Origin of the sequence: Streptomyces sp. NPDC002018 (assembly GCF_042890865.1) — a bacterium.
Classification (GTDB): domain Bacteria; phylum Actinomycetota; class Actinomycetes; order Streptomycetales; family Streptomycetaceae; genus Streptomyces.
On sequence record NZ_JBIASO010000008.1, the window covers coordinates 351,286 to 374,100 of the forward strand.

The following is a 22,815-nucleotide window of genomic DNA, read 5'->3' on the forward strand; positions in this document are numbered from 1 at the left end:
AGGGGAACCCGCTACACCCGGGACAGCCGCCCGGCCAGTGCCTCGGCGTCCACCCCGGCCCGTACGAGTACATCGACCGCGCGGCTCTCCCGGTCGGAGGCGAGCGCGGCGAGCAGATCGAGCCCGGCGACACGCGGTTCGCCGCGCCGCACGGCGCGCTCCAGCGCCCGCCGCATGGCGCTGACGGCCTGCGGCGACCAGCCGCGCATGGCGCGCTCCCGCACCACCGGCACGGCACCCGAGTCCTCCACCGTCCGCTGCCAGCGCAGCCCGTAGCCGATGCTGCGCTGGACGAGATAGCCGAGCACCTTGCTCACCTGGGAGCCGCCGTCGAACGCCGCCCGCACCTCGGGGTCCGTCTCCAGCAGCGAGTGCAGCAGATGGGCCGTGTCGATCTGCGCGTCCCCGTCGCGCAGGGCCCTGCGACGGGCGCCCGACAGCGCGGAGGCCATCTCCGCCGTGAGCCGGGACTCCGCCGCGGCACGTCTCTCCGCGGCGCGCGCCGGCGCGCTGTGGGCTCGGGTCGGTGCGGTCGGTTCCGGCACCCGCGGAGGAGGGCTTTGCACTCTCCCACCCCATCAGTCCCCTCTGCGCGTGACATCCCCGAGGGGGAGCATTTCCGCGTCCCACCGAGGGTGGGCGGGTCCGGCCGGCTTCTCCTCCTTACGTAGGAGATCGGGACCATCTTTCCCCGAGGGACTCGCGCCGCCTTGCCTTGGCGGGCCCTGCCCTCCCCCGCCCGTACGCGACCACCATGGATCACCCACGCGCGCAGGGGCCCCGCGGCGTCGGCCGCGGGGCCCCTGCTCTTTCCCTGTTCCCTGTTCCCTGTTCCCTGTTCCTTCCCCGTTCCATGCTCTTTCCCTGTTCCTCACAGCCGGACCGCCACATCGCGTGCGGTCATATCGGGCACCGGAAGGGTCAGTCCTCGTCGGCGAGGATCAGATACAGCTTCTTACGGGATTCGTTGATGATGCCGATGGCCTTCTGCCGCTGCTCGGGCGTACCGGTCTTCCAGACCTGCCCGAACGCCTCCATCAGCCCGAAGCCGGCCTGACGGATCTCGTTCACCGTGTCCCAGTCGAAGCTGCGTCCCGCTTCCTCCCACGGGGCTTCCGGCCCCGATTCGGCCTCGGTACGCCCGGTGTCGGTGAGCGTGAACAGCTTCTTGCCGCCCTCGCTCCGGCTGATGATCAGCCCCTCGTCCTCCAGCAGCTGGAGTGTCGGATACACCGAGCCGGGGCTGGGGCGCCAGGCCCCGCCGCTGCGCTCGCCGATCTCCTGGATCATCTCGTAGCCGTGCATGGGACGGTCCTTCAGCAGCGCCAGGATCGAGGCGCGCACATCGCCGCGACGCGCCCGGCCCCGGCCGCCGCCCCGGCCACGCCCGCCCCCGCCGAAAGGACCGCCGAAGGGCGGACCGAACGGCCCGAAGGCCCCGCGCCGCTCCTCGAAGTCGCCCCTGCCCTGATGACCGGGCCCGCAGTGCCCGGATCCCGGCCCGTGATGTCCGTGATGACCATGCTCATGTCCTGGTGAACGCATCGCTACGCTCCTCTCGTCGTTGATCTGTCGCGATGCTTCAACGATATATCGGAATACCTCGCCCGGCAAACACCATCCCCCCTCTCGGCTGTCGGTGACCTGTGCCAGTGAACGTTGATCGATTGCCACCGACGGATGACCAACGGCCTTCCGTGTCAGCGAAGCAGGGTGTGACTCCGGCCTCCCCTCGGACCGGCCCGCCACGCCGCGATCGCACGTCGGTGCGCCTGGTGGAACCCCATCGGGACGGAGGCACCCGTTCCGCCGCCCGCGCGGGGTGCGCTGCCGGCATCCGTACCGACCTCTTAGGCTCGGAGGATGCGGATTCGAATCGTCGACGCCTTCACCGACCGTCCCTTCGCGGGCAACCCCGCCGGAGTGGTGCTCCTGGACTCCGACAGCTTCCCCGACGACGGCTGGCTCCAGCGGGTGGCGGCCGAGGTGAACCTCTCGGAGACCGCCTACGCCCACCCACTGCCTCCCGGCGGCGACGCCGACTGGGCGCTGCGCTGGTTCACGCCGGTCACCGAGGTGGACATGTGCGGCCATGCCACGCTGGCCACCGCTCATGTGCTCCACTCCACCGGACGCGCGAAGGGCGCCGTACGTTTCGCCGCGCGCCCCGGCGTCCTGGGCGCCACGGCGGACGAGGACGGCACCCTCACCCTCGACTTCCCGACGTCGTCGCTGACGCCCGTGCCGGTCCCGGACGCGGTCCCTGACGCGCTCGGCGCCTGGCCCGTCTCGGTGCACGACACCTCCGAGGAGGTCGGTGATCTGCTGGTCGAGCTGGCCGACGAGCGGACGGTGCGCTCCCTCGTCCCCGACTTCGCCTCGCTCGTCGGCCCCTTCCGGCGCGGCGTCATCGTCACGGCCGCCGCCGAGGACCCGGGCCGTGGCTACGACTTCGTCTCCCGGTGCTTCTTCCCCGGGGTCGGTGTGGACGAGGACCCGGTGACCGGCAGCGCGCACACCGCGCTCGCCCCGTTCTGGTCCGCGCGTCTCGGCCGTACCGAGCTGACCGGCCTCCAGGCCTCCGCCCGTACCGGACTCGTCCGTACGGCGCTGCGCGGCGATCGGACCCTGCTCATGGGCCGGGCGGTGACCGTCATCGACGGTGAACTGCTCGCCACCCCCTGACGCCGGGCGCGCGGACACCACTGAGGGGCGTACGAAGTCTCCCGCCCGAGTCCCGCGTCACCGCCCCCTGTCGCGCGCCGCTACACCGTGGGCAGCCAGCCCACCTTGCCGGCCAGCAGCGCGTATCCGACGAACGCCCCGATGTCGAGCAGCGCGTGCGCGGCCACCAGCGGACCGACCCGCCCCCACCGCCGGTAGAGCAGGACGAACACCACGCCCATCACCATGTTGCCCACGAAGCCGCCGATCCCCTGGTACAGGTGGTACGAGCCGCGCAGGACCGAGCTCGCCGCCAGGGCCGCCATCGGGGTCCACCCGAGCTGGCCGAGCCTGCGCAGCAGATAGCCGACGACGATGACCTCCTCCAGCACGGAGTTCTGCACCGCCGAGAGAATCAGGACCGGGAACTTCCACCACACGTCGGGCAGCGACTCCGGCACCACCGTCAGATTGAAGCCGATGGCCTGCACCGCCAGATAGAACGCCAGCCCGGCGCTGCCGATACCGGCCGCCACCAGCGTGCCGCGGCCCAGGTCCGACCAGGGCCGACGGCCGTCGAAGCCGATGGCGCGCAGTCCGCTGCCCTCCCTGATCAGGAGATGCGCGACCAGCGCGACCGGCACCAGGGCGGTACTGATCCCGAAGAGCTGCCAGGCCAGATCGAGCCAGGGCCGCCCGGGGGCCGCCGACGAGTTGAGCGTGGCCGCCTGGTCGCTCAGCGCTCCCGGCCTGGTCAGCGACCCGATGAAGCTGATGAGCGCGGACACACCGCTCGCGCCCAGCGACAGGGCCAGCACGAGCACCGTCTCGGACCGCAGAGTCCTCCGTGGGATGGCCTCCTCGGAAAAGGAACCGGCCACTCGTCCCGCCTCCGCCTGCACGTCCGCCTCCAGTTGAGTATTCCCGTCCCATGCCGTGCGCGGGGCCGCTAGGGTCTCGAATGCAGGTACGAAGATCGCGTACGACAGGCCGGGGACCATGGGACGTCACAGCTTGCCCCACCAGCCCTCGAGGAGCGCGGGCAGGGCCGGTTCGCCGCGCCGCCGCCGCGTGGCCATCGCCGTCCCGCTCGTCCTCGCCGTGACGGCGGGGGCCGGGATCGCGGTGGGCAACGGGCTGCTCTCCTTCGGTGGCCCCTGCGACCGCGCCCCGGTCCGGGTGGACCTGGTCGCCTCGCCCGATATCGCCCCCGCCCTGCGCGCCGTGGCGGACCGCGCCCGCCGGGACCGGGTCACCTCCGACGGCCGCTGTCTGGACGTACGGGTCGAGGCCCGCGAGAACTACGAGGTGGCGGAGACCCTCGCCACCGGCACCGCCGTGCCCGACTTCCAGATCTGGGTGCCCGACTCCGACGTCTGGGTGGAGCGCGCCACGACGGCGGGCGGCGTCCCCCTCACCCCGGCGGGCAATGTGGCCTCGTCACCGGTGACCCTGGCCGCCGTGCCGGCGTCCGCGGGGGCGCTGGGCTGGCCCCGGAAGACCTACACCTGGGCCGGTGTCGCCGCCATGGCGACCGAGACCGGCAGCCTGCTCCTCGGCTCGGCGGATCCGGCCCGCAGCGCGACCGGTCTGCTGGCGCTCAGCAGCATCTCCGAGTCCACCCGGCAGGAGGGGCCGAAGAGCGACACCCGGACGGCCGCCACCGCCAAACTCCTCACCCGGCGTGTCAGCGACACCGACACCCAGGTGCTGCGGACCCTGGCGCGCGAGGGCTCCGCCGCCGAGGAGCCCACCGAGGAGGCCGCCGAGAAGCCCACCGGGAAGAAGACCGGCGAGGACACCGCTAAGGACACTCCCCGCCGCAGCGAGGCGGTCCTGCTCTCCGAACAGGCCGCGTACGCCCACAACTCCGCCGACAACGGCTCCGCGAACCTCCATCTCTTCTATCCGACGGACGGCGCGCCCGCGCTCGACTACCCGTACAACCTCGTCGACGCGACCAAACTGAGCACCGACGAGAGCCGCGCCGCCATGCGGTTCATGCTGCTGCTCGGCGAGAAGCCCGCGTACCGCACGCTGGAACAGCACGGCTTCCGCGTGGCGGACGCGGAGGGCGCTCCGGTGACGGACTCGCTGGTGCGTACGGCGGGCGGGCGCTCCCCCCAGCCGTACGCGGAGAGCGACAGCGCTCCGCCGTCGTCGGAGGCGGTGCAGCAGGCCCTGGGCCTGTGGACGGTGACGGTGCAGAGCGCCCGGCTGACGACGGTCGTGGACGCCTCGGCCTCCATGACGGCGCCCGTGCCGGGCCGCGAGGGGCAGAGCAGGATGGATGTCACCAAGGCCTCGCTGCTCCAGGCGCTCGCCACGTTCACCCCCCAGGACGAGATCGGCCTGTGGGAGTTCAGCACGCGCCTGGACGGCTCCAGGGACTACCGCAAGCTGACGGAGACCGTCCGGCTCGGCGCCCCGGTGAAGGGCGGCACCCACCGCGAGCGGCTCTCCGGCGCCATCGCCGCGCTGAAGCCCATCCCGGACGGCGACACAGGGCTGTACGACACGGCGCTGGCCGCCTACCGGGAGGCCCAGGCGGGCTATGTGCAGGGCAAGTTCAACGCGGTGGTCCTGCTCACCGACGGATCCAACCAGGACGACGACGGAATCTCCCGCGGCGAACTGATCAAGCGGCTCAAGGACCTCGTGGATCCGGGACGGCCGGTGCCGCTGATCGCGATCGCCGTGGGACCTGACGCGGACCGGCGGGAGGTCGACGAGATCGCCAGAGCCGCGGAGGGGGCGGGATACGAGGTGAGCGACCCCGCCGACATCCGGGCCGTGATCCTGCGCGCGATCATGGCGGTCGGACACCTCCACGAGTCCTGAGCGCGGCCGGCCCCCGCACCCGGCCGGTCCGTCTCATCCCGGCCTCACCGGGGACGGTGCCGGGAACCCCACCGGCCAGGTGTGCACCGGCTCCCCCTGGTGCATCAGCTCCGCGTAGCGCCGGGTGGTGGCCGCGAACGCGGCGTCCCGCTCCAGCCCGGCCTCCAGCGCCCGGTGGAAGGTGTCCACCTGCCACGAGGCCCCGTTGGTCCGCCGTTTGCACCGCCCCTCGATCACCCCGAGATAGAAGTCCCGGTCCGCGGGCTCGATCTGCCACGCGTCCAGCCCCGCCGCGGCGAGCGGCAGCAGTTCGTCGCGCACGAGCTTGACCACCGGCACGGAGGTGACACCGGCGGCCCGCCCCGGGCGCGGCCAGCGCAGCTCCGCGTCGATGCCGTGGCGGCAGGCGGTGTCGAAGTTCGCGGCGGCGTCGGCGAACGAGAGCCTGCTCCACACCGGCCGGGCGTCCTCGGCGAGCGCGCGCACCAGTCCGTAGTAGAAGGCGGCGTTGGCGATCACATCGGTGACGGTGGGACCGGCCGGCAGCACCCGGTTCTCCACCCGCAGATGCGGTACGCCGCCGGCGACTTCGTACACCGGACGGTTCCAGCGGTAGACCGTGCCGTTGTGCAGGGTCAGTTCCTGGAGCTCCGGCACCCCTCCCTCGTCGAGCACCCGCATCGGGTCCTCGTCGTCGCAGATCGGCAGCAGGGGCGGGAAGTAGCGCAGATTCTCCTCGAACAGGTCGTACGCGGACTCGATCCAGCGCTCCCCGAACCAGGTCCTGGGGCGTACCCCCTGTGCCTTCAGCTCCGGCGGCCGGGTGTCGGTGGCCTGCTCGAACAGCGGCGGCCTGGACTCCCGCCACAGCTCCTTGCCGAACAGGAACGGCGCGTTGGCACCGAGTGCCACCTGCACCGATGCCATCGCCTGGGCCGCGTTCCACACCCCGGCGAACCGGTCGGGCGTCACCTGGAGGTGCAACTGCACGGAGGTACAGGCGGCTTCGGGAGCGATGGAGGCCGAGGTGCACCTGAGCCGTTCCACGCCCTCGATGTCCAGGATGAAATCCTCACCCCTGGCCGCCACCATCTGATCGTTGAGCAGGGTGTAGCGGTCGACGTCCGAGAGATTCCCGGGGACCACGTCCTGCCGGCCGAGCGTCGGAAGAATACCGATCATCACGATGCCCGCGTCGACCTCACTCGCTTTCCGATGGGCATATCCGAGCCCGGTGCGCAGTTCCTCCGCGAGCTGATCGAGAACCCTGCCTGAGAGCCGGTGCGGGGCTACATTTACTTCCATGTTGAACATTCCGAGTTCGGTCTGGAAATCCCCGCTCGCGATACGTTTCAGCACCTCCGCATTCATCATCCGGGGCATCCCGTCGGAGCCCACCAGATTCAGCTCGATCTCCAGACCCATCAGATTCTTGGGCCGGTCGAACCTCTCCTCCGCCAGGAGGCGCCCCAGCACCGCCAGGCACTGCTGGAGCTTCCTACGGTATTTCCGCCGATCGGACAGGTCCGCCCCGTCCGCGTCGACCTTCTCCCCCATCGAAGTGTCCCTCCTCGAGTGGGCAGCCCGCGGCGTCGGCCGCTCGCGTCACGATCGATAATGCCCAGACTGAGTGATCCGTAACGCCCCACGGGCTCCCGGTGGGGGGTACAGTGCCCTCTAGGGTCGTGCGGCACATTCCTTTGGCATGACGGCGGGTTCCGTTTCCACCGCCCGGCCGGGCCGCGAAAACGGCGGCGAGTTTCGGCCGACCCCGCCGGGTGAACAACCCCAGGCCAGACGCCTGCCTTCACTGTTTATCAACAGAAAGTCCGCGGAAGTTGGACCGGAATATGCCTTGTCGGCAATATCTGTGAGAGCTAGCAGAAACATGCTGTGAACACGTGTCGTATAAACTTCGCTCACGAGGCAGAGAGCCGGTGTCCGGTCACGTCCCGACCTAGGGCCGACCTCTGACCCGATTGCTGACAGTGACGTCCGCACCCGCCCGTGCACCACCTCACGCATCACCCTGTCTCCAGAAGTGAGAGGCAACCCACCATGCCGCTGCATGTTCCCCCGGCTCCCGCGCCCGCGCTGCGCAGCGTCCTCGCGGCACTCGGTTCCCCTACCGCCGTGCGTGACGCCCGCACTCCCGCTCTCCAGTCCGTCCAGGGACCGTTGAGCCCCGAACTGCCGCTTCCCGTCCATGTGCTCAGTCATGTCTCCCCGGCAAGCCGTACCGGCACCGCCGAGGGCCGCACACCGCAGACCAGACTCGCGGGCTGGCGGTTCCTGATCCACAGTGGCGACCGCGCCGTGGCCGCCGCCGACACCATGCTCACCGCGGACGGCTGGGCCTTCTCCCGGTTCTTCGAAGGCCCGTACATCACCGCCACGGAGCGTGCGCTCCGGCAGGCGGAGACCCTGGGGACCGCCTACCAGCCGAGGCTGCTGTCGGTCCCCGAGCTGTACATGCTCACGCTCTGGCTGCACGGCGACACGGAGGCCGACGCCTCCACCGGCGCACCGGCGCCGGCCGACATCCTGGTGCCTCTCGCCCCGGCTCCGCCGGGCTTCGCCGCCCACCGTCCGCACCGGGTGGCCGAGTTGCTGCCGAGGATCGGACTGCGGCTCGCTCCCGCTCCACTCCTGCGCACTCCGGCCTGAAGCGCTTTCCCTGTTTCGCCCGTACTGTGTGGTCCGTACTCCCGGCTCGTCCCCGCGTTCTCGGCGTCTTCCTTTGTGCCCCGCGGCCCTTCGGTCGCGGGGCACTCCTTTTGCCCATGCGGAGTAGTCCTCTCAGGTCACCCTGAACCACCCGAAAGGACAGTCAAGTTGAACTGAACCGTCCGGCCGGGTGACACGTCCTTAAGCAGAAGGAAGAGCTGCCGCGAAATCCCTGCGGATTGCCATCTGTAGGGCAACACTAGGACTGGACCAAACAGATACGGGGGGCGGCCATGACCACATCGAGCCGCAGGACACACACCACGACACAGCGAAAGAACTCGCCCATGTGCCAGCACCAGCCAGCCTGCCCGACAGCCGACTCCGCCGCCCGCGACGCCGCACGACTGATGGCGCACCACCCGGAGCAGGGCTGGAGTCTGCTGTGCAACGGCGTCCTGCTCTTCGAGGACACCGGTGAACTGCTGCCGGACGGGAAGATCATCGCCCCCCACCGGCCGCTGCGCAGCGAGCAGGTCGTGACGGCTGCCTGAGGCCGTCGGGCGGCCTCCGGGCCGCCGGACGAAGGGGGCCGGCCCGGAGAGATTCCTCCGCACCGGCCCCGACGCGTGACGGCCCGGACATATCACCGTCCGCCCCGACGCGTCCTGACGGCCCGGACGCGTGACGCGCCCGCCCGTCCCCGTCAGTGGTCGTACGCGTCCAGCGGCGGGCAGGAGCAGACCAGATTGCGGTCGCCGTACGCGCCGTCGATACGGCGGACCGGCGGCCAGTACTTGTCCGCCGCGGAGACCCCGGCCGGGAAGACCGCCTCGTCGCGGCCGTACGGATGCGCCCACTCACCGCCGAGCGCGGCCGCCGTGTGAGGGGCGTTGCGCAGCGGGTTGTCGTCCGCGGGCCACTCGCCCGACGCGACCTTCTCGATCTCCCGGCGAATGGCGATCATCGCCTCGCAGAAGCGGTCGATCTCGGTCAGGTCCTCACTCTCTGTGGGCTCGATCATCAGCGTGCCCGCCACCGGGAAGGACATGGTCGGCGCGTGGAAGCCGTAGTCGATCAGCCGCTTCGCGATGTCGTCGACACTGACACCCGTGGCCTTGGAGAGCGGGCGCAGATCGACGATGCACTCATGGGCCACCAGTCCGTTGGGACCGGTGTAGAGGACCGGGTAGTGGGGCTCCAGCCGCTTGGCGATGTAGTTGGCGGCGAGCACGGCGACCTGTGTCGCGCGCTTGAGCCCCTCCCCGCCCATCAGCCGTACGTACGCCCAGGAGATCGGCAGGATGCCGGCCGAGCCCCAGGGGGCGGCCGAGATGGGTCCGACGCCCGTGGCGGGACCCGCCGCCGGCTGGAGCGGGTGGTTGGGCAGATACGGCGCGAGGTGCGCCCGTACCCCGACGGGGCCCACACCGGGACCGCCGCCGCCGTGCGGGATGCAGAACGTCTTGTGCAGATTGAGATGGGAGACGTCGGAGCCGAACCGGCCCGGCTTGGCGAGCCCCACCAGCGCGTTGAGGTTGGCGCCGTCCACGTACACCTGGCCGCCCGCGTCGTGCACGGCCGCGCAGATGTCCCCGATGTGCTCCTCGAACACCCCGTGCGTGGACGGGTACGTGACCATCAGAACGGCCAGTTGGGGCCCGTGCTGGGCGATCTTGGCGCGCAGGTCCTCGACATCGACGTCGCCGTCCTCACGGGTCCTGACGACGACGACCTTCATCCCCGCCATCACCGCGCTCGCGGCGTTCGTGCCGTGCGCGGAGGACGGGATGAGGCAGACCGTGCGCTCCGTGTCGCCGTTGGCCCGGTGGTAGGCCCGTACGGCCAGCAGCCCCGCCAGTTCGCCCTGCGAGCCCGCGTTGGGCTGGAGGGACACCGCGTCATAGCCGGTGACCTCGGCGAGCCGCTCCTCCAGCTCCCGGATCAGCGTCAGATAGCCCTGGGCCTGCTCGGCCGGGGCGAAGGGGTGCAGCGCGCCGAACTCGGGCCAGGTGACCGGCTCCATCTCGGTGGTCGCGTTCAGCTTCATGGTGCAGGAGCCGAGCGGGATCATGCCCCGGTCCAGCGCGTAGTCACGGTCGGCGAGCTTGCGCAGATAGCGCAGCATCGCCGTCTCCGAGCGGTACTGGTGGAAGACGGGGTGCGTCAGATAGTCGTCGGTGCGCAGCAGCGCCCCGGGCAGGGCGTCGTCCGTCGCCGCGTCCAGCGCGTCGAGGTCGCCGTCGACCCCGAAGGCGGTCCAGACGGCGGTCAGTTGGGTACGGCCGGTGGTCTCGTCGCAGGCCAGCGAGATGTGGTCGGCGTCGACGAGATGGAGGTTCACGCCGTCCTCGCGGGCCGCGGCGACCACCTCGGCGGCCCGGCCGGGGACACGGACGGTGAGGGTGTCGAAGTAGGCCTCGTGCACGACCTCGACACCGCCCGCGCGCAGGCCCTCGGCGAGGAGCGTCGCGTACCGGTGGGTGCGCCGGGCGATGCCGCGCAGCCCCTCCGGGCCGTGGTAGACCGCGTACATGCCCGCCATGACGGCGAGCAGCACCTGGGCGGTGCAGATGTTGCTGGTGGCCTTCTCGCGGCGGATGTGCTGCTCACGGGTCTGGAGCGCCAGCCGGTACGCCTTGTTCCCGTCGGCGTCCACCGAGACCCCGACGAGCCGGCCCGGCAGGCTGCGGGCGAACTTCTCCCGGACGGCCATGTATCCGGCGTGCGGACCGCCGAAGCCCATCGGGACGCCGAAGCGCTGGGTGGTCCCGACCGCGATGTCCGCTTTCAGTTCACCGGGCGAGGTGAGCAGGGTGAGGGCGAGCAGATCGGCGGCGACGGTGACGATCGCGCCGAGGCCGTGCGCCTGCTCCACGACGGGCCTGATGTCCCGTACGGCGCCGGAGGCGCCCGGGTACTGGATCAGCACACCGAAGACACCGCGCTCGGCGGCCTCGGCCGGGATGCCCTCGCTCAGATCGGCGACCACGACCTCGACACCGGTCGGCTCGGCGCGGGTCCTGATCACGGCGACGGTCTGCGGCAGGGCGTCGGCGTCCACCAGGAAGACACCGTCCTTGACCTTGCCGACCCGGCGGGCGAGCGCCATCGCCTCGGCCGCGGCCGTGCCCTCGTCCAGCAGGGAGGCGCCCGAGGTCGGCAGTCCCGTCAGGTCGGCGACGACGGTCTGGAAGTTCAGCAGCGCCTCCAGGCGCCCCTGGGAGATCTCCGGCTGGTACGGCGTGTACGCGGTGTACCAGGCCGGGTTCTCCATGACGTTGCGCAGGATCACCGGCGGGGTGAACGTGCCGTAGTAGCCGAGCCCGATCATCGGCGCCAGCACGTCGTTGCGCGAGGCGAGCGTACGCAGTTCGGCGAGCACCTCGGCCTCGGTGCGCGCGCCGGGAAGGTTCAGTGCCTCCGTGCTCTTGATCACATCGGGCACCGCGGCGGCGGTCAGCTCGTCGAGCGAGCCGTAGCCGACCTGCGCCAGCATCTTCGCCTGGGCCCCGGCGTCGGGCCCTATGTGGCGCTGCTCGAAGGGGGTGCCCCGCTCGAGCTGCGAGAGCGGAATGCGGTGGGCTGTCATCGGGAGGCCTCCTGGTCCGACACGACCTACGAGGGGCACCAGGACGCGGGTGCCCGGACGGCCTCCCCCTCTGTCATCTCAACCTGAGAGCTTCACCGGTCCGCCTCGCGGCGGGCCGGCTTTCACCGTCGGTGAGAGCGGATGCCGACCGACGCCCGCCCTGCTTTCCAGAGTGACCTCGTCCGCGCGGTACGGGGGCCTGAGAGATTCCGGGGAGGATTTGCTCCTTCGGCGCCTCCGGCCATCTCTCCGGAGGACTCTCCCGCACGGGGTCAGCAGCCACCGTCAGACTACCAGCGAGGCCTTCCGTACGGCTTTCGAGTGGCCGCCGCCGGGGATCTGCCCTTTTGTAGTGGTACGCGCATGTGCGACCAGCTGGAGGGACCGTGGAGACCGATATCGATCCGCGCAGTCTGATAGGGCGCAAGGCGTTCGACCGCAATGGCCACAAGCTCGGCACCGTGGACGAGGTGTATCTCGACGACGCCACGGGCGTCCCGGAGTGGGCCGCGGTCCGCACCGGGTTCTTCAGCCGTGACGCCTTCGTCCCGCTCGCACCCAGCACGCTGGTGGACGACGCGCTCCAGGTCCCCTTCGAGCGCGCGCTGATCAAGGACGCCCCCGACTTCGGTGTCGGCCGCCACCTCTCCCCGGAACAGGAGCTCCAGCTCTACCACCACTACGGTCTCGCCCTGCCCGAGCCGGAACCCGAGCCACCCGAGCGGCCCGGCTCCCTGTCCGACCGGGACTCCGAACGCGACTTCGGCCGGCTGGCCGGTCAGGACGACTGACCGGCGTCCTGCGGTCCCGGCACCAGGGGCAGCGGCTCGGAGAGCGCCAGCTCGGGATCGTCCACCCAGAACGTCCTCACCCGTCCCGGCGCGGACCCCGGTTCCTCGAACCGTACGGTCACGCGCCGCAGTCCGCTGCCCTGGACCCATCCCGCGCCGTAGGCGGCGTGCCGCACATCGTGTCCGGCCGGGAAGCGCCGCTCGGCCGGTGCCTCCGGCTCCTGTGCCGGCGCGCCCCCGTCCGCCCGCGGCGGCGATTCCGCGGGCCGCGCCGCGCCGTCGTCCGCCGCTGTCCCCTCCGCCGCGCCCACCGGCGCCTGGGGGGTGGCCTCGGGCCGCTCGGCCGCCGCGGCCTGCGCGAAGAGATCCTCCTGTGTGAAGTCCGCGAGGCCGGTCACGCCCACGCCCAGCAGCCGCACCCCGCCCGTCGTGTCCACCGACTCCAGCAGCCGCCCCGCCGCCTCCCGCACCACCCCCGGATCGTCGGTGGGCCCGCGCAGCGTCTCCGAACGGGTCAGCGTCGAGAAGTCGTACCGCCGCACCTTGAGCACGACGGTCCGCCCCGAGTGCCCGGCCGCCCGCAGCCGCCGCACACACCGGTCCGCGAGCCGGTCCACCTCCGTGCGCACCCGGACCCGGTCGTGCAGATCGACGTCGAAGGTGTCCTCGACCGACACGGACTTGGCCTCGCGCTCCGACACCACCGGCCGGTCGTCGTGCCCCAGCGCCATCCGGTACAGCGAGGCACCGTGCGACTTCCCCAGCAGCCGTACGAGTTCGTCCTCGCCCGCCTCGGCCAGCTCGGCGACCGTGGTCATCCCCGCCCGCCGCAGATGCTCGCCGGTCGCGGGCCCCACCCCGGGCAGGATCCGCACCGGCATCGGCCCCAGCAGCTCGCGCTCCGTGCCCGGCTCGATGAGGACCAGCCCGTCGGGCTTGGCCTGCTCCGAGCCGATCTTCGCCAGCATCTTGGACCCGGCGAGCCCCACGGAACCCGAGAGCCCGGTGACCGCCCTGATGTCCGCGCGCAGCCGCTCACCGGCCACGAGCGCCGAGGCCGTGTCATGGGCGGATCCGCCGGCCTCCAGATCCACGAAGGCCTCGTCCAGGCTCAGCGGCTCCACCAGCGGGGAGAGCCTGCCCAGCAGTCCCATGACCTGCTCGCTGACCGTGCGGTAGAGCGCGAAGCGCGGCACCAGATACGCCGCGTTCGGCGCCAGCCGTCTCGCCTGGGCCATCGGCATCGCCGAGTGCACCCCGAACCGCCGCGCCTCGTACGAGGCCGTCGAGACGACCCCACGCGGGCCCAGCCCGCCCACCACCACCGGTTTTCCACGCAGACTCGGCTTCGCCGCCTGCTCGGCGGCGGCGAAGAAGGCATCCATGTCCAGATGCAGGATCGTCGGCGCGGATCTCACACCACCGATGCTGCCTCACACCACTGACAATCGGACGGAGATCCGGTCCGGAACAAGACCGCCCGTACCCCCGAGGGCTCTCCTCGGGGGTACGGGCGGTGCGTCACACACCAGGTGCTGGACCGGCGCCAGGCGCTGGACCGGACATCCCTAGACGGCGCGGTCCCTGCGGCGCCGCGCCAGCTCGTCCGCGGGGTTGTGTCCGATCAGTGTCTCGCCGGTGTCGATCCGCTCGCCGTGGAGCTGCGACAGCGCCGCCTCGACATCCCGCCACACCACGCCGACGGCGATCCCGAAGACGCCCTGGCCGCCCTGGAGCAGCGTCACGACCTCGTCGGGCGAGGAGCACTCGTGGACGGTCGCCCCGTCGCTCATGAGCGTCATCCGGTCCAGGTCCTGGAAACCGCGGTCCCGCAGATGCTGGACCGCCGCCCTGATGTTCTGCAAAGCGACCCCGGTGTCGAGGAACCGCTTCACAATCTTGAGGACGACCACATCACGGAAGCTGTAGAGCCGCTGTGTGCCCGATCCGTACGCCGGACGCACGCTCGGCTCGACAAGCCCCGTACGGGCCCAGTAGTCCAACTGGCGGTACGTGATGCCGGCCGCCGCACAGGCGGTCGGGCCCCGGTATCCGACCGTCTCCGTACCGGGGTCGGCCGCACCGCCGTGAAGCGGATACGGACCGCCCGCCGCCGTACTGTCGCCGCTGCTTCTCACGCCGACCCCTCCGTCCTAGACCTGCCTTGTCGAAGGTAGGCAGTCGCCCGGGGTGCGTCAACGATCGCCACACTCGCCACGCCGAGTGATAATCACCCTGAGAGTGGTTTCCCGTGCCCCTTTTCGGGGAAAAGCTGACCGAATGTCCCGATGGAGCCCGGATCGGTGCTCATCGGCGGCCGCTCATTGGCTGTTGGTACCGAAGTCCTCCGGCGAGATCTGGTCGAGGAACTCGCGGAACTTCTCCACCTCGTCCTCCTGCTCGTCCGGGATGGCGATACCGGCGTCGTCCAGCACCCCGTCACTGCCATAGATCGGCGTACCCGTGCGCAGCGCCAGCGCTATGGCGTCGGAGGGCCTGGCGCTCACCTCGACACCGCTGGCGAAGACCAGCTCCGCGTAGAAGACCCCTTCCCGCAGATCCGTGATCCGGACCTCGGTCAGTTCCTGGCCCACCGCCTCAAGGACATCCTTGAAGAGATCGTGGGTCAGCGGCCGCGCCGGAGCCATGCCCTGCTGGGCGAAGGCAATGGCCGTCGCCTCCCCAGGGCCGATCCAAATGGGGAGGTACCGGTCGCCTCCCACTTCACGCAGGAGCACGATCGGTTGGTTGGAGGGCATTTCCACCCGGACACCCACAACGTCGAGCTCGTTCACACAGTAACCCTAGGACGTGCCCGGCAGGTTTGGGTAGTCGGGCTCCCTGGTGATCAGTGCTGCCGGACCCCGAGAGCCGTCCGGACGAGGGCGGCGTGCAGCCGCACGGAGAGGGCGGCCAGTTCCATCGTGGTGGCCTCGGCATGGGCTCTGGTCTGCGGATTACGGTGCCGGCGCAGCGGCGCCACCACTTGCTCGACCAGTCCGGCCTCGCGCTCCGCGGCCGCTTTCATCGCGCGCAGATGCCGGGGTTCCAGACCGAATCTCCCCAGATCCGAGACAAGTCGCGCCACCGTGACCGACTCGGCGTCGTACGCGCCGTCCGGCATCGGCGTGATGAGGCCGTACGCCTCCCACTCGTCGAGCCTGCTCTCGCCCACCTCGACGGCGGCCAGCAGCTCCTCACGGCCGATCCGGGCGGCCGTGGGGCGGTCGGGCTCCGGCTCACCGACAGCGTCCCCCAGCGACTGCCGCTGGGGCCCTGGAGGCCCCGCGCGCTCGCCGCGCCCACGGGCGTCGAGATGCTCCCGGATGACCTTCAGCGGAAGATAGTGGTCGCGCTGCATCCGCAGGATCTCAGCCAGCCGCTCGACGTCCTCGGAACTGAACTTCCGGTAGCCGGAGGGTGTTCTGCGCGGCTCGACCAGCCCCTCCGCCTCCAGGAAGCGGATCTTGGAGATGGAGACCTCGGGAAATTCCTCCCGGAGCCTGCCGAGCACCACGCCGATACTCACCAGCGGTTCGCCCGTGGGGGCGGTGCCGTGGCCGGCACCGCCCGTCGGTGTTCGCAGCATGGACCTTCCCTGAGGGTCACACGCCCCGCTGGCTCGCGTAGAAGACCAGCCGGTACTTACCGATCTGGACTTCGTCGCCGTTCGCCAGCAGGACCGAATCGATCCGCTCACGATTGACGTACGTACCGTTCAGGCTGCCCACGTCCGAGACGGTGAAGTGGCCGTCCGCGCCCCTGCGGAACTCCACATGACGGCGTGACACGGTCACGTCGTCAAGGAAGATGTCACTCTCCGGATGACGGCCGGCCGTGGTCAGCTCACTGTCCAGCAGGAAGCGGCTGCCCGAATTCGGACCGCGGCGCACCACCAGCAGCGCCGAACCCAGCGGCAGCGCGTCGACCGCCGCCTGCGCCTCCGGCGTCAGCGAAGGAAGCGAGGTCTGGCCGGTCGCTTCCGAGTCGTACGCCTCAAGACCCGAGATGGAGATCGTCGACGTCGTCTCCGACGCGCGCTCCGGGGGCACCGCGCCCCGCAACGGCGCACCGCAATTGGAGCAGAACCGGCTCGCTTCCGCGTTCCGGTGACCGCACCTCGTACAGACCGGCAAGCCCGCCATCGTGGGTTCCTCCTGCCGCGACTGCCCCGCCGGGGCAGATGACTGCCCGAAACCTATGCGGCCGGGACCCGCAGGGTCAACAGACGACGCGCCGGTGGCCTCACCGCCCACCTGGTCGCGGAAGAGCGGGCGCTCGCCGCTCTGCTCCTCGCTCTGACCATGGCGCGACGCGCGATGGCGGGCCGTACCGCCGTCCTCGCGTGCGCTCTTGCCGAACAACTTCCCAAACAACTTCACGGGCGATTCCCCTTGACCGAAACAGACCCGCCCGTGGGGCAGGACGAACCCTGAATGAACACACCTGCCGACCCGGACATCTTGACAACGTCCGTATCCACCGGACAGTTTCCACCACACACCACGCTGATCGTGCGCCGACCCCCCGCAAGCTCATGCCCGCGTGCGACAGCCGCCATGCACCACCGGCTCACCCCGACGACGACCGAGCGTAGTCAGGCCGCTTCGCCGGTCGCAAGGCATCCACAACGATCTTCTCAGCCCGTGTCACCGAAGCTGTGGCCTGCTCCTTCTCCAGGGTCTGGACCACTCCGCCGGGAATGTTGAGGGCGGGCTCCAGATCCTGCGGCCTGCCGATGACCTCGAACTCGTACGGAGCAGCGACCGGCCGGCCGTCCACCTGGACGTCACCGCCCGTTCCCGAGAAGTATGTATCCGCGACCACGCGGACACCATCCACCTGGATGGCCTCCGCGCCCGCGGCCCGCAGCTCCTGGATCGCGTCGAGGAGCATGTCCGGCTCGACGGTGCCGTTCGGATCGCTGATCGTCAGCGTGATCCCCGGCCCCCGGGCGGCGGCCGTACCGGCCAGGATGCCGAGCTGCTGCTCCTTCTCCAGCGTCTGCCTGCGGGCCTCCTCGGCCTGGTCCGAGCTGTTCTCCAGCTCGGTGCGCTGGTCGTCCAGCCGCTGCTTCTCGTCCTCCAGCCGCTGCGTACGGTCGTCCAGCTCGTCCAGGATGCGCACCAGGTCCTCCTGGCGGGCGCCCCGCAGCGCGCTGTCGTCGTTGTTCGACCTGACCTGGATCGCGAGCCCCAGGCCGAGCACGAACAGCAGAAGGGCCACGACGAGTTGGGCCCGGGTGACCCGGGGCGGCCAGAGTCCCGCCGCCAACCGCTGGCGGCCGGTGAGCTGTTGGGGCTCGGTCTCCGGCGGGGCCGGCGTTCCCGCGGCACCGGCCGTACCGGCCGCGCCGTTTTCGTTCCTGGGGGTCTCCACGCCGCTCACCCGCCTCACGCCCGGAAGACATGCCGGCGGATCGCGGCGGCGTTGGAGAAGATCCGGATACCGAACACGACGACCACACCCGTCGACAACTGCGCGCCCACCCCCAGCTTGTCGCCGAGGAAGACGATGAGCGCGGCCACCACCACGTTGGACAGGAAGGAGACCACGAACACCTTGTCGACGAAGATCCCGTCGAGCATGGCCCGCAGGCCACCGAAGACCGCGTCCAGAGCCGCGACGACGGCGATCGGCAGATAGGGCTCGACCACCGCCGGCACCTCGGGCCGGACCAACAGTCCGACCACGACTCCCACGACGAGGCCCAGTACGGCGATCACGATGTGCCCTTCCCGGTGTCAGCCGTGCCCTGCCCGTCGCCCTTCCCGGCGTCGGTGGCCCACGGCTCTGCTGTACGTACGATCAGGCTCGGCGCGGCAGGCAGACGCACCTCTTCCTGGTCGGAGATGCTGGTGCGGATGTCGAAGTTCTCCCGCAGCGAATGCAGATAGCGTCCGTCGGCACTGTCCTGGAACGCGGCGCTCAGCTTCTTCCCGTCCCCCACCGCGAGCACCGTGTACGGCGGCACCAGCGGCCTGTTGTCGACCAGTACGGCGTCACCGGCGGCCCGGATCGCCGACAGCGACGTCAGCCGCTGCCCGTTGATGGCGATCGCCTCCGCGCCCGACTCCCACAGACCGTTGACGACTCGCTGCATGTCCCGGTCGCGTACCCGGCCCGTATCGGAGAAGCCGCTGCTCCCCCGTGGCCCGCCGCCGCCCGAACCCGACTCCTCCGCGTCGTCGACCACGAGCTTCACCCCGGGGCCGTCCACCGGCGTCGCCCCTGCCAGCAGGGCCGCCGTTCCGCCGGTGTCGCCGCCGTGCGCCCGCAGGGCCGCGCGCTGACGCGCCACGACCTCACCGCGGAGCTTCTCGACCGACTTCTCCAGTTCATCGGCCGTCGAGGTCTCCGCGTCGATACGGTCGATCAGCTCCTCGCGCTCCTTGGCCACGACAGGGGCCGAGATCCGCGCCTCGGCCGCGCCCACCGTGACCACCAGGGCGGCCAGTACCAGCCCCGCGGCGAGCCAGAGCTTGGCCCGGAGCGTATGCGGCAGACCGCCCTCCGCGGCGTCCCTGCGGGCCGCCGCCTCCGCGTAGCCCTCGTCGAGGCTGTGGTCCATCACATTGTTCAGCAGCGACATCGACGCATCGGGGCGGAGTGGCGGAGAAACGGTGCTCCGAATGGGGGGCTGCTGCGGCATGCCGCACATCGTCGCACGTCGCGGCCCCTACCGCCGAATGGCCCCACCGGTGTGCCGGACACCCCCGGGGAGGAGTGTCCGGCACACCGGCGGCATGCGGCGATTCGTCCCTATGGCCTCTCGTTCGGGTCTCGCTGGGCTCGATCCAAACGAAAGACCCTAGTGACCGGCCCCTTCGACCACGGCCGACCACTCGTCGAGCAGGGCCTGGGCCGAGGCGTCGTCGGGACCCTCCGCCCACAGATGGGTGATGGCCTCGGCGGGGTCGGGCAGCACCATCACCCAGCGGCCGTCGGCCTCCACCACCCGGACTCCGTCCGTCGTGTCCACCTGCCGGTCCCCGGCCGCCTCCACGACACTGCGCATCACCAGACCCTTGACCGCCCACGGTGTGGCCAGATCCCGGCGCAGCACATGGGCGCGGGGGATACGGGCGTCGATCTGGCTCAGCGTGAGCTGGGTGCGCGCCACCAGACCGATCAGCCGCACGAACGCCGCCGTACCGTCCAGCACACTGCTGAACTCCGGCACGATGAACGCACCGCGTCCGTCACCGCCGAAGATCGTGGACTCCTCGCGGCCCACCCGGGTCAGATCGTCGGGCGAGGTGGTCGTCCAGGCGACCTGAGTGCCGTGGTACGCGGCGACCTGCTCGGCGATACGCGTGGTCGTCACCGGCAGCGCCACCCGGCCGCTGCGCCGCTCGGCGGCGACCAGGTCGAGCAGCACCAGCAGAGCGCGGTCGTCCTCGATGATCCGCCCCCGCTCGTCGACCAGCGAAAGCCGCTCGCCCACGGGGTCGAACCGCACTCCGAACGCGGCGCGCGCCGAGGCGACGATCTCCCCGAGTCTGACCAGTCCGGAACGGCGGGATTCGGCCGTCTCCGTCGGCCTCGACTCGTCGAGACCGGGGTTGATGGTCAGCGCGTCGACACCGAGCCGGCCCAGCAGGCTGGGCAGCACGAGTCCGGCGCTGCCGTTGGACGCGTCGACCACGACCTTGAGTGCCGCCTCGGAGATACCCGTCGTATCGACGTTGCGCAGCAGCGAGCCGGTGTACGAGTCGAAGACGCTGGAGGGGAAGTGCAGATCCCCGATCTCGCCGGGGAAGGCCCTGCGGTATTCCTGGCGCGCGTACACGCGGTCCAGCTTGCGCTGACCCGCCTGGGACAGATCCGCGCCCCGCTCGTCGAAGAACATGATGTCGACGGAGTCCGGCACACCCGGCGAGGTACGGATCATGATTCCGCCGGCGCTGCCCCGGCCGGTCTGCTGCCGGGCGACGGGCAGCGGTACGTTCTCCAGGTCCCGTACGTCGATGGCGCTGGACTGGAGCGAGGAGATCACGGCCCGTTTGAGCGCGCGGGCACCACGCGAGTGGTCACGCGCCGTGGTGACGGTGGACCCCTTCTTGAGAGTCGTCGCGTACGCCCCCGCCAGCCGCACCACCACTTCCGGTGTGATCTCGACGTTGAGGATGCCGGAGACACCGCGGGCGCCGAAGAGATGTGCCTGTCCCCGGGACTCCCAGATCACCGAGGTGTTGACGAAGGCGCCGGCCTCGATGGTCTTGAACGGGTAGACCCGCACATTGCCCTGGATGATCGATTCTTCACCCACCAGGCACTCGTCACCGATGACGGCCCCGTCCTCGACGCGGGCCGCCCGCATGATGTCGGTGTTCCTGCCGACCACACAGCCGCGCAGATTGCTGTGCTGACCGATGTAGACGTTGTCGTGGACGACGGCTCTGTGCAGGAACGCACCGGTCTTCACGACCACGTTGGATCCGACGACGGTGTGCTCACGGATCTCCGCGTCGGCCTCGACCTTGGCGTAGTCACCGATGTACAGCGGACCCCGCAGCACGGCGTCGGGATGGACCTCGGCGCCCTCGGCCACCCACACACCCGGGGAGATCTCGAAGCCGTCGATCTCGACGTCCACCTTGCCTTCGAGGACATCGGCCTGGGCCTTCACATAGCTCTCGTGCGTGCCGACATCCTCCCAGTAGCCCTCGGCGATATAGCCGTAGACCTTCTTGCCCTCCTTCATGAGCTGAGGGAAGACATCACCGGACCAGTCCACGGAGACATCGGCCTCGACATAGTCGAAGACCTCGGGCTCCATCACATAGATGCCGGTATTGACGGTGTCCGAGAAGACCTGGCCCCATGTGGGCTTCTCCAGGAAGCGCTCGACCTTCCCTTCCTCGTCCACGATCGTGATGCCGAATTCCAGCGGATTCGGCACCCGGGTCAGACACACCGTCACCAGTGCGCCCTTCTCCTTGTGGAAGGCGATGAGATCGGTGAGATCGAAGTCGGTCAGGGCGTCACCGGAAATAACGAGGAAGGCATCGTCCTTCAGTGCCTCTTCGGCGTTCTTCACGCTCCCCGCGGTGCCGAGCGGCTTCTCCTCGTTGGCATAGGTGAGCTCCATCCCGAGCTCTTCACCGTCGCCGAAGTAGTTCTTGACGAGAGAGGCAAGAAATTGCACGGTTACGACGGTCTCGTTGAGCCCATGGCGCTTGAGCAACCGCAGCACATGCTCCATGATGGGCCGGTTGACCACCGGCAGGAGCGGTTTTGGCATGCTCGAGGTCATGGGGCGAAGTCGAGTTCCTTCGCCACCAGCCATCACGACAGCCTTCATGTCGGAAGCGTCCTCCTTGAAGAGACGGTCTCGCCGACTTCACCCGTCCGGACAGCGGCCCTAGCGTCAGGCGTGCGCCGGCGACACTGCACGGCTCACATCGACGAGCTAATCGGCCGCGATGTCCGCCTTGACGAGCCGACGGACTTGGACCACATACAGGATCCCTGCCCACCAATACAGGGTCGTACCCCATCCCGCGAACGCCCATCCGAAAACTTCGGCGAGTGACGCAAGCCAACCGCTTCCGTCACTGAGGAGCAGGAGCGGGAAGGCGTACATCAAGTTGAAGGTAGCCGCCTTGCCCAGGAAGTTCACCTGCGGGGGCGGATAGCCGTGCCTGCGAAGGATTCCCACCATCACCAGAAGCATCAGCTCACGGGCCAGAAGGGCTGCGGTGAGCCACAGCGGCAGGATCTCCCGCCAGGTGAGGCCAACCAGGGTGGAAAGGATGTACAGCCGGTCCGCGGCAGGGTCCAGGAGCCTGCCCAGACTGCTGATCTGGTTCCAGCGACGGGCGAGCTTGCCGTCGAGATAGTCGCTGACGCCACTCAGCATCAGCACCAGCAATGCCCAGCCGTCGCTGTTCGGTCCCCCGAACTCGGGGCGAAGGATCAGCCACAGGAAGAGGGGGACGCCGACGAGGCGGGCCATGCTGAGGATGTTGGGGATGGTGAGCACCCGGTCCGTCTGAACGCGAGTCTCCTGGACCTCCACCCGGGGGCCTCCTGTGTGGAACGTGCCAACGATGCCTCCTGACCCTACCCTCAGCGCCGGCGGCCCTGTGCAAGGGGGTAACAACCGGACATCACGATCATGGTGTCGTCACGCGGACACCGGACGCGCACACCAGAGCCCTGAACGCAGAAATGCCCCGCACCATAACGGTGCGGGGCATCCCCACAATAATTGTTCGGCGGCGTCCTACTCTCCCACAGGGTCCCCCCTGCAGT

At 70.0% G+C, this 22,815-nt stretch carries 20 protein-coding genes and 1 riboswitch; of the genes, 5 read left to right on the forward strand and 15 right to left on the reverse strand.

Annotation, left to right across the window (positions count from 1 at the left end; translation table 11 throughout):
- Positions 1–11 precede the first annotated feature (11 nt).
- Positions 12–566, reverse strand: a complete 555-nt coding sequence (locus ACFYYH_RS16420; RefSeq protein WP_388551148.1) for a Clp protease N-terminal domain-containing protein — start codon at positions 564–566, stop codon at positions 12–14.
- A gap of 355 nt (positions 567–921) precedes the next feature.
- Positions 922–1,545 carry a PadR family transcriptional regulator gene (locus tag ACFYYH_RS16425; protein WP_388551149.1) on the reverse strand — a complete coding sequence of 208 codons (624 nt, stop codon included), beginning with the start codon at positions 1,543–1,545 and terminating at the stop codon, positions 922–924.
- A 318-nt stretch (positions 1,546–1,863) separates the two neighbouring features.
- Between ACFYYH_RS16425 and ACFYYH_RS16430 the strand changes: the two genes are divergently transcribed.
- On the forward strand, positions 1,864–2,685 hold the full coding sequence (locus ACFYYH_RS16430; RefSeq protein ID WP_388551151.1) for a PhzF family phenazine biosynthesis protein: 822 nt from the start codon (positions 1,864–1,866) through the stop codon (positions 2,683–2,685).
- Positions 2,686–2,765: 80 nt separating this feature from the next.
- On the opposite strand, the gene ACFYYH_RS16435 is transcribed toward ACFYYH_RS16430, so the two are convergent.
- On the reverse strand, positions 2,766–3,566 hold the full coding sequence (locus tag ACFYYH_RS16435) for a CPBP family intramembrane glutamic endopeptidase (RefSeq protein ID WP_388551153.1): 801 nt from the start codon (positions 3,564–3,566) through the stop codon (positions 2,766–2,768).
- 97 nt (positions 3,567–3,663) lie between these two features.
- Here ACFYYH_RS16435 and ACFYYH_RS16440 point away from each other — a divergent pair, with 97 nt between their 5' ends.
- The gene (locus tag ACFYYH_RS16440) at positions 3,664–5,505 is read left to right on the forward strand and encodes a substrate-binding domain-containing protein (protein ID WP_388551155.1); all 1,842 of its coding nucleotides are present in this window, start codon (positions 3,664–3,666) and stop codon (positions 5,503–5,505) included.
- Positions 5,506–5,538: 33 nt separating this feature from the next.
- On the opposite strand, the gene ACFYYH_RS16445 is transcribed toward ACFYYH_RS16440, so the two are convergent.
- Positions 5,539–7,062, reverse strand: a complete 1,524-nt coding sequence (locus ACFYYH_RS16445) for a glutamate--cysteine ligase (protein ID WP_388551156.1) — start codon at positions 7,060–7,062, stop codon at positions 5,539–5,541.
- Between the two features lie 501 nt (positions 7,063–7,563).
- Between ACFYYH_RS16445 and ACFYYH_RS16450 the strand changes: the two genes are divergently transcribed.
- Entirely contained in the window at positions 7,564–8,172 is a 609-nt protein-coding gene (locus ACFYYH_RS16450) for a hypothetical protein (protein ID WP_388551158.1), read from the forward strand.
- A gap of 347 nt (positions 8,173–8,519) precedes the next feature.
- Positions 8,520–8,726 carry a DUF5999 family protein gene (locus ACFYYH_RS16455; protein ID WP_388551159.1) on the forward strand — a complete coding sequence of 69 codons (207 nt, stop codon included), beginning with the start codon at positions 8,520–8,522 and terminating at the stop codon, positions 8,724–8,726.
- Positions 8,727–8,878: 152 nt separating this feature from the next.
- Here the strand turns inward: ACFYYH_RS16455 and gcvP are convergent, their stop codons facing one another.
- The gene (gene gcvP / locus ACFYYH_RS16460; protein ID WP_388551161.1) at positions 8,879–11,764 is read right to left on the reverse strand and encodes an aminomethyl-transferring glycine dehydrogenase; all 2,886 of its coding nucleotides are present in this window, start codon (positions 11,762–11,764) and stop codon (positions 8,879–8,881) included.
- Positions 11,765–11,941: 177 nt separating this feature from the next.
- A riboswitch (glycine riboswitch) is annotated at positions 11,942–12,039 on the reverse strand.
- Between the two features lie 111 nt (positions 12,040–12,150).
- Here gcvP and ACFYYH_RS16465 point away from each other — a divergent pair.
- A complete protein-coding gene (locus tag ACFYYH_RS16465) occupies positions 12,151–12,555 on the forward strand; it encodes a PRC-barrel domain-containing protein (RefSeq protein ID WP_388551163.1) in 405 nt (134 codons plus the stop codon).
- On the opposite strand, the gene ACFYYH_RS16470 is transcribed toward ACFYYH_RS16465, so the two are convergent.
- The 10 genes from ACFYYH_RS16470 to ACFYYH_RS16515 form a co-directional block, all read right to left on the reverse strand.
- Positions 12,543–13,973 carry a DNA polymerase IV gene (locus ACFYYH_RS16470; RefSeq protein ID WP_388551164.1) on the reverse strand — a complete coding sequence of 477 codons (1,431 nt, stop codon included), beginning with the start codon at positions 13,971–13,973 and terminating at the stop codon, positions 12,543–12,545. The genes ACFYYH_RS16465 and ACFYYH_RS16470 overlap by 13 nt on opposite strands.
- Before the next feature lie 150 nt (positions 13,974–14,123).
- Positions 14,124–14,693 carry a MerR family transcriptional regulator gene (locus ACFYYH_RS16475; protein ID WP_388551166.1) on the reverse strand — a complete coding sequence of 190 codons (570 nt, stop codon included), beginning with the start codon at positions 14,691–14,693 and terminating at the stop codon, positions 14,124–14,126.
- 183 nt (positions 14,694–14,876) lie between these two features.
- Complete coding sequence (locus ACFYYH_RS16480; protein ID WP_006123076.1) at positions 14,877–15,350, reverse strand: bifunctional nuclease family protein; 474 nt, start codon at positions 15,348–15,350, stop codon at positions 14,877–14,879.
- A 53-nt stretch (positions 15,351–15,403) separates the two neighbouring features.
- A complete protein-coding gene (locus ACFYYH_RS16485; RefSeq protein WP_388551168.1) occupies positions 15,404–16,144 on the reverse strand; it encodes a MerR family transcriptional regulator in 741 nt (246 codons plus the stop codon).
- A 16-nt stretch (positions 16,145–16,160) separates the two neighbouring features.
- A complete protein-coding gene (locus ACFYYH_RS16490; RefSeq protein WP_388551195.1) occupies positions 16,161–16,979 on the reverse strand; it encodes an FHA domain-containing protein in 819 nt (272 codons plus the stop codon).
- A 148-nt stretch (positions 16,980–17,127) separates the two neighbouring features.
- Positions 17,128–17,829: a DUF881 domain-containing protein gene (locus ACFYYH_RS16495; protein ID WP_388551196.1), complete on the reverse strand. Its 702-nt coding sequence runs from the start codon at positions 17,827–17,829 to the stop codon at positions 17,128–17,130.
- Between the two features lie 119 nt (positions 17,830–17,948).
- A complete protein-coding gene (locus ACFYYH_RS16500; RefSeq protein ID WP_023543062.1) occupies positions 17,949–18,281 on the reverse strand; it encodes a small basic family protein in 333 nt (110 codons plus the stop codon).
- Positions 18,278–19,207: a DUF881 domain-containing protein gene (locus ACFYYH_RS16505; protein WP_388551170.1), complete on the reverse strand. Its 930-nt coding sequence runs from the start codon at positions 19,205–19,207 to the stop codon at positions 18,278–18,280. Before ACFYYH_RS16505 ends, ACFYYH_RS16500 begins: the two co-directional genes overlap by 4 nt.
- A gap of 159 nt (positions 19,208–19,366) precedes the next feature.
- A complete protein-coding gene (locus tag ACFYYH_RS16510; RefSeq protein ID WP_388551172.1) occupies positions 19,367–21,862 on the reverse strand; it encodes a sugar phosphate nucleotidyltransferase in 2,496 nt (831 codons plus the stop codon).
- Between the two features lie 108 nt (positions 21,863–21,970).
- Entirely contained in the window at positions 21,971–22,579 is a 609-nt protein-coding gene (locus tag ACFYYH_RS16515; protein WP_388551174.1) for a CDP-alcohol phosphatidyltransferase family protein, read from the reverse strand.
- Between the last annotated feature and the right edge of the window lie 236 nt (positions 22,580–22,815).

Bases quoted from the DNA above. Each gene is read 5' to 3' on its own strand.
- ACFYYH_RS16425 (WP_388551149.1), bottom strand. From the start codon at position 1,545: ATGCGTTCACCAGGACATGAGCATGGTCATCACGGACATCACGGGCCG.
- ACFYYH_RS16440 (WP_388551155.1), top strand. From the start codon at position 3,664: ATGGGACGTCACAGCTTGCCCCACCAGCCCTCGAGGAGCGCGGGCAGG.
- ACFYYH_RS16430 (WP_388551151.1), top strand. From the start codon at position 1,864: ATGCGGATTCGAATCGTCGACGCCTTCACCGACCGTCCCTTCGCGGGC.
- ACFYYH_RS16505 (WP_388551170.1), bottom strand. From the start codon at position 19,207: ATGCCGCAGCAGCCCCCCATTCGGAGCACCGTTTCTCCGCCACTCCGC.
- ACFYYH_RS16450 (WP_388551158.1), top strand. From the start codon at position 7,564: ATGCCGCTGCATGTTCCCCCGGCTCCCGCGCCCGCGCTGCGCAGCGTC.
- ACFYYH_RS16510 (WP_388551172.1), bottom strand. From the start codon at position 21,862: ATGAAGGCTGTCGTGATGGCTGGTGGCGAAGGAACTCGACTTCGCCCC.
- ACFYYH_RS16445 (WP_388551156.1), bottom strand. From the start codon at position 7,062: ATGGGGGAGAAGGTCGACGCGGACGGGGCGGACCTGTCCGATCGGCGG.
- ACFYYH_RS16485 (WP_388551168.1), bottom strand. From the start codon at position 16,144: ATGCTGCGAACACCGACGGGCGGTGCCGGCCACGGCACCGCCCCCACG.
- ACFYYH_RS16455 (WP_388551159.1), top strand. From the start codon at position 8,520: ATGTGCCAGCACCAGCCAGCCTGCCCGACAGCCGACTCCGCCGCCCGC.
- gcvP (WP_388551161.1), bottom strand. From the start codon at position 11,764: ATGACAGCCCACCGCATTCCGCTCTCGCAGCTCGAGCGGGGCACCCCC.